At 26.8% G+C, this 15,025-nt stretch carries 12 protein-coding genes; 3 read left to right on the top strand and 9 right to left on the bottom strand.

Annotated elements, in window-relative coordinates; all coding sequences use genetic code 11:
- The first annotated feature begins 33 nt into the window (after window positions 1-33).
- Entirely contained in the window at window positions 34-1,164 is a 1,131-nt protein-coding gene (locus BT997_RS00175; RefSeq protein WP_072679370.1) for a glycerate kinase, read from the top strand.
- Window positions 1,165-1,171: 7 nt separating this feature from the next.
- Here the strand turns inward: BT997_RS00175 and BT997_RS00170 are convergent, their stop codons facing one another.
- The 7 genes from BT997_RS00170 to dnaA form a co-directional block, all read right to left on the bottom strand.
- The gene (locus tag BT997_RS00170; protein ID WP_143145135.1) at window positions 1,172-2,932 is read right to left on the bottom strand and encodes a PAS domain S-box protein; all 1,761 of its coding nucleotides are present in this window, start codon (window positions 2,930-2,932) and stop codon (window positions 1,172-1,174) included.
- Window positions 2,933-2,989: 57 nt separating this feature from the next.
- Entirely contained in the window at window positions 2,990-3,871 is an 882-nt protein-coding gene (locus BT997_RS00165) for a sulfurtransferase (RefSeq protein WP_072679368.1), read from the bottom strand.
- 86 nt (window positions 3,872-3,957) lie between these two features.
- Window positions 3,958-5,694 (bottom strand): ABC-F family ATP-binding cassette domain-containing protein, encoded by a 1,737-nt coding sequence (locus tag BT997_RS00160; protein ID WP_072679367.1) that lies wholly within the window; start codon window positions 5,692-5,694, stop codon window positions 3,958-3,960.
- A 79-nt stretch (window positions 5,695-5,773) separates the two neighbouring features.
- Entirely contained in the window at window positions 5,774-6,946 is a 1,173-nt protein-coding gene (locus BT997_RS00155; protein ID WP_072679366.1) for a hypothetical protein, read from the bottom strand.
- A 175-nt stretch (window positions 6,947-7,121) separates the two neighbouring features.
- Window positions 7,122-9,443: a DNA topoisomerase (ATP-hydrolyzing) subunit B gene (gyrB, locus tag BT997_RS00150; RefSeq protein ID WP_072679365.1), complete on the bottom strand. Its 2,322-nt coding sequence runs from the start codon at window positions 9,441-9,443 to the stop codon at window positions 7,122-7,124.
- A 19-nt stretch (window positions 9,444-9,462) separates the two neighbouring features.
- A complete protein-coding gene (gene dnaN / locus BT997_RS00145) occupies window positions 9,463-10,533 on the bottom strand; it encodes a DNA polymerase III subunit beta (protein WP_072679364.1) in 1,071 nt (356 codons plus the stop codon).
- A 166-nt stretch (window positions 10,534-10,699) separates the two neighbouring features.
- Window positions 10,700-12,007, bottom strand: a complete 1,308-nt coding sequence (dnaA, locus tag BT997_RS00140) for a chromosomal replication initiator protein DnaA (RefSeq protein WP_072679363.1) — start codon at window positions 12,005-12,007, stop codon at window positions 10,700-10,702.
- 190 nt (window positions 12,008-12,197) lie between these two features.
- Here dnaA and ruvC point away from each other — a divergent pair, with 190 nt between their 5' ends.
- Both ruvC and purN read left to right on the top strand, forming a co-directional pair.
- A complete protein-coding gene (gene ruvC, locus BT997_RS00135) occupies window positions 12,198-12,665 on the top strand; it encodes a crossover junction endodeoxyribonuclease RuvC (RefSeq protein ID WP_072679362.1) in 468 nt (155 codons plus the stop codon).
- A 66-nt stretch (window positions 12,666-12,731) separates the two neighbouring features.
- Complete coding sequence (purN, locus tag BT997_RS00130) at window positions 12,732-13,310, top strand: phosphoribosylglycinamide formyltransferase (RefSeq protein ID WP_307189989.1); 579 nt, start codon at window positions 12,732-12,734, stop codon at window positions 13,308-13,310.
- A 12-nt stretch (window positions 13,311-13,322) separates the two neighbouring features.
- Here the strand turns inward: purN and BT997_RS00125 are convergent, their stop codons facing one another.
- Together BT997_RS00125 and BT997_RS00120 are read right to left on the bottom strand one after the other, a co-directional pair.
- Entirely contained in the window at window positions 13,323-13,775 is a 453-nt protein-coding gene (locus tag BT997_RS00125; protein WP_072679361.1) for a hypothetical protein, read from the bottom strand.
- Window positions 13,776-13,860: 85 nt separating this feature from the next.
- A complete protein-coding gene (locus BT997_RS00120; RefSeq protein WP_072679360.1) occupies window positions 13,861-15,024 on the bottom strand; it encodes a hypothetical protein in 1,164 nt (387 codons plus the stop codon).
- Window position 15,025 lies beyond the last annotated feature (1 nt).

Here is a 15,025-nt window from a genome sequence, read left to right as displayed (position 1 = left end):
CTTCAAATATAATCAGATAAAAAAGGTTTTTTCATGAATATTATAATTGCACCTGATTCTTTCAAAGAGACTTTAGAAGCTAAAGAGGTAGCCTCTACGATTGAAATTGGTTTTAAAAAAGTTTTCCCAAATGCAAATATAGAAAAAATTCCATTAGCAGATGGAGGTGAGGGTACGGTTAAAACCTTAGTGGAATCAAATAATGGTGAACTAATAAATACTCAAGTAGAAGATCCACTAGGAAGAACTATCTCATCTTATTATGGAATTATAAACAATGGAAAAACAGCAATTATAGAGATGGCAACGGCTTCAGGTTTGGAACTTTTAAAAGAAGAAGAGAAGAATCCACTTGAAACTTCAACTTATGGCTTTGGGCAACTTATAAATCATGCTTTAAAAAAAGGTGTAAAAGAATTTATCTTAGGACTTGGAGGAAGTGCTACAAATGATGCAGGAGTTGGAATGCTTCAAGCACTAGGTGCAAAATTTTATAATAAAAAAAATCAAGAAATATCAAAAGGTGCAAAAGAAATAAATCAGATAGCTTCTATTGATATAACAAATTTAGAAAATAAATTTAAAGATATTATAATCAATGTTGCCTGTGATGTTACCAATCCTTTATGTGGACAAAATGGAGCTTCATTTATATTTGGAAAACAAAAAGGTGCAGATGAAAAAATGATAAAACAATTAGATAGTTATCTTTTACATTTTGCTAATCTATGTGAAGAAACTTTTGATAAAAAAACCAAAAATATAGAAGGAACAGGTGCAGCTGGTGGACTTGGTTTTGCTTTAGTTACATTTTTAAATGCAAATTTACAAAGTGGAATTGAACTTATCATGCAAAGTGTAAATCTAGAAGAGAAAATACAAAAAGCTGATTTAGTAATAACTGGTGAAGGAAAAATGGACAAACAATCTATCCAAGGGAAAACACCAATTGGAGTTGCAAAACTAGCAAAAAAATATGATAAAAAAGTTATTGCAATTACGGGTTGTTTAGATGAAGGTTATGAGATTGTATTAGAACATGGAGTTGATGCTGTCTTTGATTGTACACCTATTAGTAATAATTTTGAGACTATAAAGAAAAATGCTAAAAAAAACTTGGAATTAACTAGTTTTAATATTGCTAAGTGTTTGAAAATTAGCTAATTTTTATTTAATTTTCAAGAGGAATAGATATTTTAAAAATTGCACCAGTGTATTGTACATCTTCATATATATAAGTACTGTTCTTTACGCTTATTTTTCCATTTAAATGTCCAGTTATAATCTCTTTTGACATATTTAATCCAATACCAGTACCGTTTAATTCTTTAGTAGTGAAATATGGTTCAAAGATATTTTCAATTATATTTTCTGGAATTCCCCCACCATTGTCTTTTATAGTTAAAATTGCATTTTTATTTTCTACATAAATATCTGTAAAAATAAGTCTTCTTTGAGATTTTTTATCTTCTAAAACATCTTTTGCATTGTTTAATAAATTTATTAATACTTGTATTAGCTCATTTTCTAAACTAGAAATAGTTATATCATCTAAATTATCAATAAACTCGATACTTAAAGATTTTAGTTTTGATTCAACTAAATTTAATGCTTTTTTATAACAATTTTTTAAATTGAATACTCTTTTTGCTTTATCAGGTCTAAAAAACTCTCTAAAATCATCTATTGTATGAGACAGATATTGTACAGTATCATTTACAACTGTAAGTTGTTTTATCTCCTCATCTTTTTCAAAAGGTAACTTTAAATCTTTTTTCAACATTATTGATGTAGAAGCAGCTGAGATTATAGATAAAGGTTGTTTCCATTGGTGTGCAATATTTTCAATCATTTCACCCATAGCTGCCATTTTTGATTGCTGAACTAAAAGATTTTCTTTCTCTTTTAATTTTTTCTCTGTATTTTTTTGTGAAGTCATATCTAAAAATGATCCAACATAGTATAAAACTTCTCCATCATCATCTAAAACAACATGAATAGTTAGATGTTCATTTACAATACTTCCATCTTTATGTTTATTATTTATCTCTCCTATCCAGAAATTATTCTCTTTTAAAAAAAATCTCATTTGTTCATAGAATTCAGCATCATGAAGGCCCGATTGTAATATTTTTGGAGTTTTCCCAATAACTTCTTCTGCACTATATCCCGTAATATCCGTAAAAGCACTATTTACTTGTAATATTTTTTGATTTTTATCAGTAATTGTAATACCATTTTGTGTTTCAAATGCAACTGCTGCGAGTTTTAGAACATTGTGAGATGATTCTAATCTATCAAGCATAGTATTTACTTCACTAAAAAGTTTTCCATATTCATTTTGTTCTTCAGTTTTAATTCTATTTTTTAAACCATCTACTAAATCAATTTTTTCCAAAAATGAAACCAAATTTAATATCGGGTCAGTAAACTTTTTTGCAAAATACATTGTCAATAAATATGAAAGTATAAACATAAAACCTATTATCAAAATAAGGGCATTTATATTCTTTTTTATCACATCAGAAATTGTGTCAATGTGAAGATTGAAATACATATATCCTAGATGAGTACCTTGATATTTAGCATCTACATATAGTTTGAATTTATTTCCATTAATTATTGATTTTCTTTCAGATTTATTAGGTAAAGGTTTAGGTTTAAAACTTACATTGTCAATACTATATTGTAATACAGGTTTGCCATCTAAAGTATATAATACTAAAGCATCTAAATTTGAAAAAGATTTCAAAGAAGAAGATATATCAGCAGCAGCGGATACATTGTTTAGAAGTACAAGTTTTGCAAAGTCTTGGGCTAATACTAAGCCCACAGTTTTTGCTGAGTCTAAAGATTTATTATACTGGTTATTCATATACCAATAAACAAATGTACTATAGCCAATCACACCAGTAAGTAGTATTACCGACATAATTATAGTAATTAACTTTCTTTTGATTGAACCTTTATACACTAATTATATTCTTTACTACTTTTTCTCTGATGGATTTTCAATTGGAACAACCGAATCATTTCCCCACTCTAACCAAGAGCCATCATATACTGATGCTTTATAACCTAACTCTTGTAAAACTATATAATTTAATGCAGCTTCTGCTCCACCATCACAATATAAGATAATCTCTTTATCTTTTGGAATATCTTTATAAAGATTTTTTAGTTCATCTAGATCTTTCATTTTGTTACCATTTGATGTAACTTGATAGTTTTGAGTACAGGCATAATTTTTAGCTGTTGGAATATGCCCAAATCTTTTAGCAGTTGATTCTTTACCTTTATAATGAGAACTTTTTCTTCCATCAATAATAGTTTTTTTACCAACTGAAAATAGTGTACTTAATTTTGTTTCTACTTTTTCGTTGTTAATTCTAGGAACAAATTCTTTTCTTTTAGCTTTAAAAGCACCAGTAGATGTTGCTAATTGTTCTTTTAACCAATCACTATAGCCAACTTTTAAAATACCAACTTGGTCATGACCTAAAGTTTCTAAAATCCAATAAAACCTTGCAGCCCAAATAAAATCACCATTATCATATGCTAAAACCAAACTATTACTATCAATACCTGCTTCACTAAATAATTCTTTCAAAAAATCGAGCTTTGGCATGAAAAATTTATCATCAAACAAAGATTTTAATCCCGGAATATTCACTGCATTTTTAATATGCTCTTTTTCATACTCTTTTTTTTCTCTTAAATCTACAATTACTAGATTTGGATTACTTATATTATTTTTTACCCAATTAAGTGAAACTATTGATGGAATACCATCATTTTTAATATTATTACTATCTGCAAATAAAAAATTAGCTATCAATAATAATGATAAAACAGATTTTATAAAGTTCATTTTGAAACCTTTTCCTTGATATATATCAATATTATAGCAAAATTTAAAAAAAACATAAACTTATAAACTAATTTTTCTATTTTATTTTAAACTTCATCCAATTTTTTCTGAAACTCTACATTTAGCTTTTCAAGTTTATCTTGTAAGTCTAAAAGTTGTGTACTTTTTTGAGATCTTTGTTTTCCACTTAATGTAGGAATTAATTCTTCAAGTTCTTCTATCTCTTTTTTTATTGGAGATGTTGTTTTACTTTTTTGGGTAACAATTGCAGCTCTTAGTTTTTTAATCTCTTTTTTGTTTCTTTTTGGTTTTTCAACTTTCTTTTTAGTAGTTCCATCATCTTCTTCCCAACCAATCTTTTCTAAGAACTCATCATAAGTTCCATTGAAATAATCAGCCCCATCATTTGTAAATACAATCAATCTATCACACACAGCTCTTAATAACTCTTCAGAGTGTGTTACAATCATACAAGAACCTTGAAATGCTTTAATTGCATTTGTAAGTGCATCGATTGAATCAATATCCAAGTGGTTAGTTGGCTCATCAAGGAAAAGAAGATTTACATCTTGTGCAATAATCTTACCAAGCATTACTCTTGATTTTTCTCCACCTGAAAGAAGTGAGATTTTTTTCTTAGCATTATCTCCAGAAAACATCATAATCCCACAAATACTTCTAATCACCGCTTCTGGAAGTTTATGATTTACACTATAAATCTCATCCATGATTGTATTGTCTTTATTAAGATGTGAAATATTTGTCTGTCCAAAATGTCCAAAAACACAAGATGGATGGAAATCAACATTTCCAATTTGTGCTTCTAATTCTCCTGCAATAGCATTTAATAAAGTTGATTTACCTTTACCATTTTTACCTATTATTCCAATAGTTTCACCACGTGAAAGTGCAAAAGTTATATTTTTAAAAAGCGTATTTTCAGGAGTGTATCCAAAACTTAAGTCTTTTACTTCAACTAAAAATTTTGCTGCTGTTTCTTTGTAATTAAAATCAAATTTTAAATTTGCATCATAATCGATATCTTCTAATATTTCCATTTTTTCTAAGATTTTTACTTTTGATTGTGCTAGTGTTGCTGTTGCTGCTCTTGCTTTATTTTTAGCAATAAACTCTTCAAGGTCTTTAATCTTTTTTTCTTGTGCAATTTTTTGTTTTTCATGGTGTTCTTCATTTGCTAATATTTGTTCATAGAATTTTCGTGTCCCACCTGGAATCATAAATGCACTTCGTCTAACTATTCCTAAAGTATGAGTACAAACACTATCCATAAATTCTCTATCGTGAGTGATAAGTATTACTTCACCTTGAAAAGATTTTAAAAAGGCTTTTAACCATCTAATTGAAAGAATATCTAAGTAGTTTGTAGGCTCATCTAATAAAAGCATATTTGGTTCTGTAAGAAGTAGTTTTGCTAGGTTTATTCTAATTTGATAACCACCAGAAAAAGATTTAGGATTTTTTTCTAAATCTTCTATTGTAAAACCAAGACCAAACAATATCTTTTCAGCTTTATAAATATCATATTTGTCATCTTCACTTAAAGCTAATGCCGTTTCATCAATCAAAGTTTTTTTTGTAAAATCAAAATACTGTTTTAAAGCTCCTATTTTATAAGCTTTTGGAAATTTTATCTCCCCAGAATCTTGCTGTTCTTCGCTTAAAATAAGTTTAAAAAGTGTAGATTTTCCTGTACCATTTCGTCCTACAAGACCAACTTTATCCCCTGAGTTTAAACGTAAGTTTAGTTCACTATAAAGTTTACCTGTTGGGTAGCTTTTTGATATATTGATTAGTTCTATCATAATTCTCTTTTTTGATGTTTTTATTTTGAATTCGGGATTATACGGTATGAAGGGTTATATATTTATAAAGCTAAAAAATTTATGCTCTTGATATAGAATCTTTTAGATTATTAATTATTGCATTAAATGAATAAGCAAAAGACCAATCCTGTCTATATGAATCATCAACAGAATAATCTTCATCTACATAGTCAGATTTTTGATTTTCTATAAAATCAATTAAAGTATTTGTTATAAAAGCTTTATACTCTTCAGTAGAATTTTCATCAAAATTAATATTACCTGTAAAAGTAAAATCACTATTTACACTGTCGTATTTAGATGGATTGTCCTTTAGTTCTTTAGCAAATTCATTAAGTTTATTTTGAAAATACTTATCATCTGTACCAAATAAAACATTATACATTATACTTTCCATCGTCCCACTATATTCTTCTCCTATACTGTCTAAAACTGCTTGTGATAAAATATCATTTTCTATATTTTTAAAAATATAAGAAGCTTTATTTGTTTGATATAATTCTGAAAAATGAGTTTGGTTTCCTTCTTCTATTAATCCTAAATTAGCTGCCAGTGAAATTTTTCTATATATTTCATTTTTATGGCTACCATTCCACTCTTTTTTATTCATATAATATTCAAATTCTTCTGCATTTTCAAAAGATAATTTACTAGCATGAAGTTCTGAAATATAAGAATCAACTACTGGAGTCTCTTCTTCATACATACTTGTTCGATATATTTCATAATGTTTTTGGAATTCATCAGCATCTATATCAATATATTCACCATCTATTTTAACAATTCCCCAACTATCACGTTGGCTAAAACCATGCATACTTATTCCCATACCATCTAATATTCCATTATCAGCATCCACTTGTTTATGTAAATCTTCAAATTCTGTTTTAAAAAAATATTGTATTTTTTCATATCTTTCTTGTAAATACTCTTCTGTAATTGGTTTATCTGAAATTATTTTAGTGGAACCATCCAATACTATTAGAGATTTAGTTTCACTTTTATTTACTCCATAATCATCCAAAACAAGAGTATATTTATCTGTATATGGATTATAAGTTACACCATCTAAAAGATCTGGATTAGACATTTTTTCGTTTTTTTCATCTTCATTTATTTGATTCAATAGATTATTAGAAAATAGTTTTGAATTTATAAATTCAGAAGTATCAGTTTTTTTATTTGATATATTATTTAGTGAGTTTGATATTGATAACTTTGAAATTTCCATTTTTATTCCTTTGAGGATAAATACATTAGTATTTCATTATATCAAAGAAATGTAATAATTTCAAAAAAGATTATTTATATATATAAAAATTATAAAAGAAGATGATTTTTGGGAAAAAAATTAAAGTACGTGAGGAGTAAAATTACTCCTCTAACGTAGGATAAAAAATGAACTTTTAAACGTCTAAGTGTTCAACGTCTTTCGCATGCTCTTCAATATAGTTTCTTCTAGGTTCAACTTCATCACCCATAAATAATGTAAATGTATCTGAAGCAACAGCTGCATCTTCAACTGTAACTCTTAGAAGTCTTCTATCTTCTGGTGTCATAGTTGTTTCCCAAAGTTGTTCAGGGTTCATTTCCCCAAGACCTTTATATCTTTGGATATATGCACCTTTTTTAGCTAATCCTTCAATTTCATCAAGAATTTCAATTAAATCTCTACCATCAAACATAGAAATATCTCTTTCTACTAGTCTGTTATAGATATAAGTAGCTTCTGAGAAGTAAGGTGATGCAAATAACTCATCATCTATTATAAGCTCTTCAAGACCTTCATTTGTTTGTACAAATAGCTGTATTTTATCTTCTGTAATTGTTTTAGATAAAATATTATATCCCCTAGATTCAAGGAAGCTTTTAACTTCTTCATATAATGCATCAAAATCAAGTTTTACTAAATCAGAATGTTCAATTAAATGTTTTAATACTTCCACTAAAGAGTATCTTTTTTCTAACTGAGCCAACATACCTCTATATCTAGAAACTGTTTTAAATAAATCAACTAAATCGTTGTATCCTAAACCTTCAAACTCAAATGATTCTAAACCATTTTCGATTAGGTAGTTATGTAAAGCAGTATCATCTTTTAGATAAATTTCATTTTTACCTTTTTTATATCTATATAAAGGTGGTTGAGCAATGTATAAATATCCTTTATCAACTACTGGTCTTAAAAATCTAAAGAAGAAAGTTAAAAGTAGTGTTTGAATGTGAGAACCATCAACATCCGCATCGGTCATGATAATTACTTTATGATATCTAATTTTTTCTTCATCAAAATCTTCACCAATACCACAACCCATAGCTGTAATCATATTTCTAATTTCATCAGATTTTAAAATTTTATCAAGTCTTGATTTTTCAACATTTAAAATCTTACCTTTAAGTGGTAAAATTGCTTGATAAACTCTATCTCTACCTTGCTTAGCAGAACCACCAGCAGAATCCCCTTCCACCAGATACAATTCTCTAACTGCAGGGTCTTTTGATTGACACTCTGCTAATTTACCAGGAAGAGTTCCCACTGTCATAGCATCTTTTTTTCTAGTTAAATCTCTAGCTTTTTTAGCTGCTTCTCTACCACGTGCTGCCATTAAAGCTTTATCCATAATAGCCTTAGCTTGTTGTGGATTTTCTTCAAAATATTTATCTAATTTTTCAGATGTAAGTTTTTGACAAATAGGTTTTACATAAGATGAACCTAATTTACCTTTAGTTTGACCTTCAAATTGTGGTTCAGGTACTTTAACAGAAACAATCGCTATAAGACCTTCTCTTACATCATCACCAGTTATTTTTGTATCTTTTTCTCTTGCATTTGCATTGTTATTTACATATTTAACAATTGATCTTGTAAGTCCAGCTTTAAAACCAGCTTCATGAGTACCACCATCAATAGTTCTAATATTATTTACAAAAGATAATGTTTTTTCAGTATAAGTTGAGTTATACATAACTGCAATATCAACTTCTACATCATCAACTCTATCTTGGAAAGCAACTGCATCAGAAACAGCTACATCTTTATTCATATCTTCAGCAAATTGTTTTAATCCACCTTCAAAATGATAAACTTCTTTTGTTTTATGAATTTCATCTTCTAAAGTAATAGAAATAAATGAGTTAAGATATGCAACTTCTTTAAATCTTTTTGCTAATGTAGCAAAATCATATGTATTTACTTCAAAAATAGAATCATCAGCTAAAAATTCAATAGTAGTACCAGTTTTTCTAGGAGCATCACCAATTACTTCTAAAGGACCTTTTGGAATACCACAAGAAAACTCTTGATAATGAACTTTACCTTCACGGTGAATTGTCATTTTTAATTCTTTTGAAAGTGCATTTACAACAGATACACCAACCCCATGAAGACCACCAGAAACTTTATAAGTATCTTTATCAAATTTACCACCTGCATGAAGTACTGTTAATACAACAGTTGCAGCTGACATTTTTTCAGTAGGGTGCATAGCAGTTGGAATACCTCTACCATCATCTTCTACTCTAATCCAATGATCTTTAGTCATTGTAATTTTAATATTTCTACAGTAGCCAGCCATAGCCTCATCAATTGAGTTATCTACAACTTCATAAACTAAGTGGTGTAAACCATTAATATTAGTATCACCAATATACATACCTGGTCTTTTTCTTACAGCTTCAAGACCTTTTAAAACTTTAATATTACTAGCGCCGTACTCTTGTTGACTCATTTAGGTTTCCTTCTCTCTTCTATTTTTCTAAAACTATTGGCATTACGATTGTAAAGAATTTTTCATCTTCTAAATAGAATGGTAAATTAGATTCGTTAAATCCAATAGCTACATTTTCATTGTTTGTTTGACTTAAAAAGTCTAATAAATATTTTGCATTAACTGCAAGGTAAAAATCAGAATCAATATTTAACTCAATATCAATTTGTGTTTTTGATTCTGTATCTTCATCTAAAGATTCAAATACTATAGAATTTGGTTTAAATGTAATTTTAATATTTGAAAATAGTGAAGTTACTAATTTAATAGATTCTACTAATACATTTTTAGGAATTGATAAATTATATTTTAAATTAGCAGGAATAATTCTTTCATAATCTGGAAATTTACCATTGATTAATTTAGTAAAAAATTTCATATTGTTATTAGAAACAATTAGATTGTTTTCATCATAAGAAATATTAGCTTCATCTAAAAACAGTTTTTGAATTTCAATTATTGCTTTTTTAGGAATAATAAATTGAGCTTCTGCATTTGATATATTTTGTAAATATGAAATAGCTAATCTTCTAGTATCTGTAGAAACAAAATTTATTTTAGAACTTTTAATATCTATTAATGCACCATTTAATTCAAACTTAGGATTATTGTTATCAATAGCTGGTGTAATTTTTCTAATAGAATTAATTAAATTAATAGTAGAAATATCTAAATGGTTTAAATTATCATTTAAAATTAGATTTGGATATTCATCTGCATCATACATTGGTAATTTAAATGTAGACTTGTTTTGTTTTATAATTAGATTATTATCAGCAGTTTCAATTATAATATCTGTATCTTTTAATCTTTTAATAATTCCAAGTAAATTTGAACCATTTACAGTTGCTTTTCCATAAATAGCTTCACTTATAGATTCAATTTGACATTCTAATCCTATCTCATAATCAGTAGCTTTTAGAATAAGCTTTGTATCATTTACTTCTAAATAGATATGTGAAGTAATTGAACTTGCATCTTTTTTTTCTAAAAATGGTTGCATTGATGAGACAATATTCTCAAATATGCTTTTTGTTATTATGAACTTCATTTATTAGCTCCTATATATTATATTTAAGTAGTGGAAGTAGTAGACCATGTGAAAAGATGAAAATATTACTCTAAAGCTTATTCAGTCGTACTTTTTGTACGTGAATAAACAGAGATAATAGTTCACACCTTTTCACACTTTTGTCTTAAACTTTTTTTCCAGCTCCTTAATTTATGATTTTATTTTTTAAATTTTGTATGATTAATTTAAAGTTTTCATCTGTTTCAATCAATTCATTTGTTTTTTGAATATTTTTTGAAATAGAACTATGATCTTTCATACCTAAAAATTTTGCAATATCTGGCATAGAGTTATGTGTAAGTTCCCTAGATAGGTAAATTACAACTCTTCTTGCATTTGCAACAGTTGCTGTTCTCTTTTTTGATTTTATATCACTTGGTTTGATATTTAATTCAGTTGCAACAAGTGAAATAATATCAGGTAATTTGATATTTTCTTTTTTCTCTTTAATTTGTTCTTTTAAAAGACTTTGTGCAAGTTCTAAATTAATCTCTTGATTTAGTAAAGAGGCACTTGCATTGATTCTAATTAGCACACCTTCAATTTCTCTAATAGAGTTATCAAGGTTTGTAGCAATATAATTTATAATTTCACGTGTAAGGTGAATACCATTTAATTCAGATTTTTTTTCAATAATTGCAATTTTTGTTTCAAGCCCTGGAATTTGGATATCAGCTGTTAATCCCCACTCAAATCTAGATTTTAATCTGTCAACTAAACCTGCAATTTGAGAAGGTAGTCTATCAGAAGTCATTACAATTTGTTTTTTTGCATTATGTAATTCGTTAAATGTGTGAAAAAACTCTTCTTGAGTTTGTTCTTTTCCAGATAAAAATTGAATATCATCGATTAATAAAACGTCACATTTTCTATATTTACTTCTAAAATGTTCCATATTTTTATTTTTGATTGAAAATGTAAAATCGTTCATGAATTGCTCAATTGTTACGTATATAACAGTCTTTCCATGTTCAATTGCATCATTTCCTATTGCTTGTAAAAGGTGAGTTTTTCCAAGACCAGTTCCACCATATAAAAAAAGTGGGTTGTATTGAATACCTGGTTTACTTGCAACTGCCAAAGATGCGTTATAAGCCATCTGATTTGAAGAACCTACTACAAAAGAATCAAATGTATAAGATGGGTTTAAAATAGTACTTTCAGCTGTTTCATTTTTTGCTTTTTCAGAGATAATCTCTTTTTTACTCTTTTTTTCACCTGTGATTTTTATTTCTACATCAGGCTTAGTTCCGTCGTAAACTTCGAAACAGTGCTGAATAACAGGAGTAAATTTACTTTTTATCCATGAAGCAATATATTTATTAGAAACTTCAAAGACTGCTAGTTTATCATCAGACGAAATTTTTTTGTATGATAGTTGTTTTAAATATTTTTTATAATCTGCTGGATTAGCTTCTTTTTCAATAATTGATAAAAACTCTTTGCTTGTCATTAAATAAGTACTCTTTATATATAAATTGTTAAGATTATATCTAAATTTTTATTAAAAGTTTTTCACCTGTGAATAAAAAAAAACTAATATGTGAAAAACTAAATTCTTTTAAGTGAAATTTTATTTAAATTTGACCATTATATAGGCAATTTAGACTGTGAAAAACTAAAAAAATAGGAAATGTGAAAAGTTGAAAATTTTAGGAATAGACCCCGGAACTAGAAATTGTGGATATGCAATTATTGAAAAAAATGGAAGAGATATAAAACTAGTTGAAGCAGGTCTTATAAAAATAAAAACAAAAGTACTCCAAGAGCAAATAGTAGAAATGACAGAAGGTTTTGATATGATTTTTAAAAATCATAAAATTGATGAAGTCTCTATTGAAGATATGTTTTATGCTTTTAACCCAAAAACTGTTATAAAACTTGCGCAATTTAGAGGTGCAATATCACTAAAAGTGTTACAAGAATTTGGAAATTTTGCAGAATATACTCCCCTTCAAGTAAAACAAGCAGTAACTGGAAATGGAAAAGCAGATAAAACTCAAGTTGCTTTCATGGTAAAAAGATTACTTGGAATAAAAAAAGAGATAAAACCTTTAGATATTACAGATGCAATTGCTATCGCATTAACTCATTCTCAGAGAATTAAATAATGCATTTTTTGAATTTTTTTTGAAAATTCACTATAATTTCGACCTTTAAAAAAATTAGGATAGAAAATGATGAAAAGAATAGGAATACTATCTTCACACAATGGAAGTGGATTTGACACTATACAAAAAGCTTGTGAAGAAAATCTTTTAGATGCACAAGTAGTGCTTGTAATATCAAATAATAGAACGGCAAAAGTACTGCAAAAAGCTTCGAATAAAGATATCCCAAATTTTGTAATCAATACAAGTAAATATCCTGAAGAAAACTTAGATGAAAAAATCACTAATATGATGAATGAATTTAAAGTTGACTATATATTTTTATCAGGATATATGAAGAAAATAGAAAAAAATTTAGTAAGAACTTTTGAAAACAAAATTGTAAATTCTCATCCTGCATTACTTCCAAAATTTGGTGGAAAAGGTATGTACGGAATAAATGTACATAAAGCAGTAATAGAAGCTAAAGAGAAAGAATCTGGATGTACTATTCACTTTGTGAATGAAAATTATGATGAAGGTGAATTTATACTTCAAAATAAGATTGTTTTAAATGAAAATGAAACAGTCGAAAGTTTAGAAAATAGAATAAAAGATTTAGAAAGTAAAAGTATAATTGAAGCGTTTGAAAAATTACTAGCCTAAGCTAGTAATTTTTTATTTAAATACTGAGTCTAATCCTGCAGCATCTTTAACATATCTAATATCTGATATTTTTCCATTTTTAACAGTATAAATTGTAATATTTTCTTCTTTTTTAGTAAACGATTTTGTTTGTTCTTCATCTACTAATAGAACTGAAAATGGGTATTTTTTCATTTTTGGTAATGCAAAGAATTTTGCAATTAAACTTGGCATACCAGAAATATCTGCAACGTAATAAGCTTTATTAGAAGTTAAAAATTTAGCATCTTTAGCTAAAAAATAATCTCTTAATATTTCACTAGTACCTTTATCAGCAGCAACTAGAATAGTTTTTGCATCACTTGCTATTTTATGTTTTTTTTCAAATTGATCTTTGATTTCAAAAGCTGGTGTAGCATCACCAATGTTTAAAGCGTTAGCAAAAGTTGCAACAAATAATAAAACTGAAAATAAAATTCTTTTCATCTTTTCTCCTAGATTTTAAGTTGCAGAATTTTACTTATTAAATATAAATGAAATATTAATAAAGGATAATAGTTTTCCTTTTTAATTAAAGTAAACTAATTTCTAATTGTTTTAAGTGTTCATCTATATTTTTATTTATAGTCTCTAAATTAATAATTCTAGTCTCTATTTGATACTTTTCATTTGAATCTATATTTTTAAGAGTCTCTTTTGCTTCTAGTAACTCCTTTTCTACTTTTTGTTTATAATTCTTTAATAAGTTAAGCATTTTCTTTAGAGGCTTGTTAAATTGATTTTTTAGGTATATCATAAAAAGTGCAAAATCAATAAAGTCTTTATAAGATGAGTTGTTGATAATACTTTTTAATCTATCTTTATGGTCAATTATTTTATTTATTTTCTGATAGAAACTATTGTATTCATTTTCTATATGTTTTGATAAATTGAAAATTTCACCTTCTGAAAAAGTAGAAATTTTCTTATTTAGATGTGAATAAATATCTTCTAAATTTAAAAACTCTTTATCAATTTTTGTCACTTCTTGTTGAATTTTTAATTCATCTGATTTATTAATTGAAAAATATAGACTGATTAATGAGATAAATATTAAGAAAAATATAAAACCTAAAAACATTCCTATAAAATAAAAAAATACAACAGATATAGAATATGCAATTAAGGCAACATAAGCAATCATAATTGCTTTACCACTATCTCTACTTGTAGACCTGCTATCCAGTTTACTTATACTTGAAAAATTATTTGATAATTTACTAAAAAGTTTTTCTTTTTCTTTTTCTATTATACTTTTTAAATTGGAAGGTTTAGAAAGATATTCTTCAAATAAATTTTCAAGTTTTTCAAGTAAAGGCATTAATTTATCATCTTCTTTATAATGATGTATTTCATTATTTATTACTAAACCTTTTGTTGTATATATTACATTTGTAATTATAGAAAAGGTGTAAGTTCTATAGACAAGTTTTATTATTAGGTATATAAATACAAAAAAATAAACAAATATATAAAGCATTATTAAAAACTTGTAATTATTAGCTTCATAAGATATATATCCTACAATTCCATTAATAATTGCAAAAGGTATGTTTATAGTATTTAGTGTTTGTAGATAATCTTTATTTACAGTTGAAATTAACTCTTTAAAAGATATATAGTTATAAACACTAAATCCTTTTTTTTCTATCTCTTTTCTAGTTTTTTTATTTATATAAGATTTATTTTTGTACATA

This window comes from Arcobacter sp. LA11, from assembly GCF_001895145.1.
Classification (GTDB): domain Bacteria; phylum Campylobacterota; class Campylobacteria; order Campylobacterales; family Arcobacteraceae; genus Halarcobacter.
The sequence above is the reverse complement of the archived record's forward strand: the minus strand, read 5'-3'. Positions and strand labels throughout refer to the sequence as shown.

Bases quoted from the DNA above. Each gene is read 5' to 3' on its own strand.
- BT997_RS00125 (WP_072679361.1), bottom strand. From the start codon at position 13,775: ATGAAAAGAATTTTATTTTCAGTTTTATTATTTGTTGCAACTTTTGCT.
- BT997_RS00170 (WP_143145135.1), bottom strand. From the start codon at position 2,932: ATGTCGGTAATACTACTTACTGGTGTGATTGGCTATAGTACATTTGTT.
- BT997_RS00120 (WP_072679360.1), bottom strand. From the start codon at position 15,024: ATGTACAAAAATAAATCTTATATAAATAAAAAAACTAGAAAAGAGATA.
- gyrB (WP_072679365.1), bottom strand. From the start codon at position 9,443: ATGAGTCAACAAGAGTACGGCGCTAGTAATATTAAAGTTTTAAAAGGT.
- purN (WP_307189989.1), top strand. From the start codon at position 12,732: ATGATGAAAAGAATAGGAATACTATCTTCACACAATGGAAGTGGATTT.
- dnaA (WP_072679363.1), bottom strand. From the start codon at position 12,007: ATGACAAGCAAAGAGTTTTTATCAATTATTGAAAAAGAAGCTAATCCA.
- dnaN (WP_072679364.1), bottom strand. From the start codon at position 10,533: ATGAAGTTCATAATAACAAAAAGCATATTTGAGAATATTGTCTCATCA.
- BT997_RS00165 (WP_072679368.1), bottom strand. From the start codon at position 3,871: ATGAACTTTATAAAATCTGTTTTATCATTATTATTGATAGCTAATTTT.
- BT997_RS00160 (WP_072679367.1), bottom strand. From the start codon at position 5,694: ATGATAGAACTAATCAATATATCAAAAAGCTACCCAACAGGTAAACTT.
- BT997_RS00155 (WP_072679366.1), bottom strand. From the start codon at position 6,946: ATGGAAATTTCAAAGTTATCAATATCAAACTCACTAAATAATATATCA.
- BT997_RS00175 (WP_072679370.1), top strand. From the start codon at position 34: ATGAATATTATAATTGCACCTGATTCTTTCAAAGAGACTTTAGAAGCT.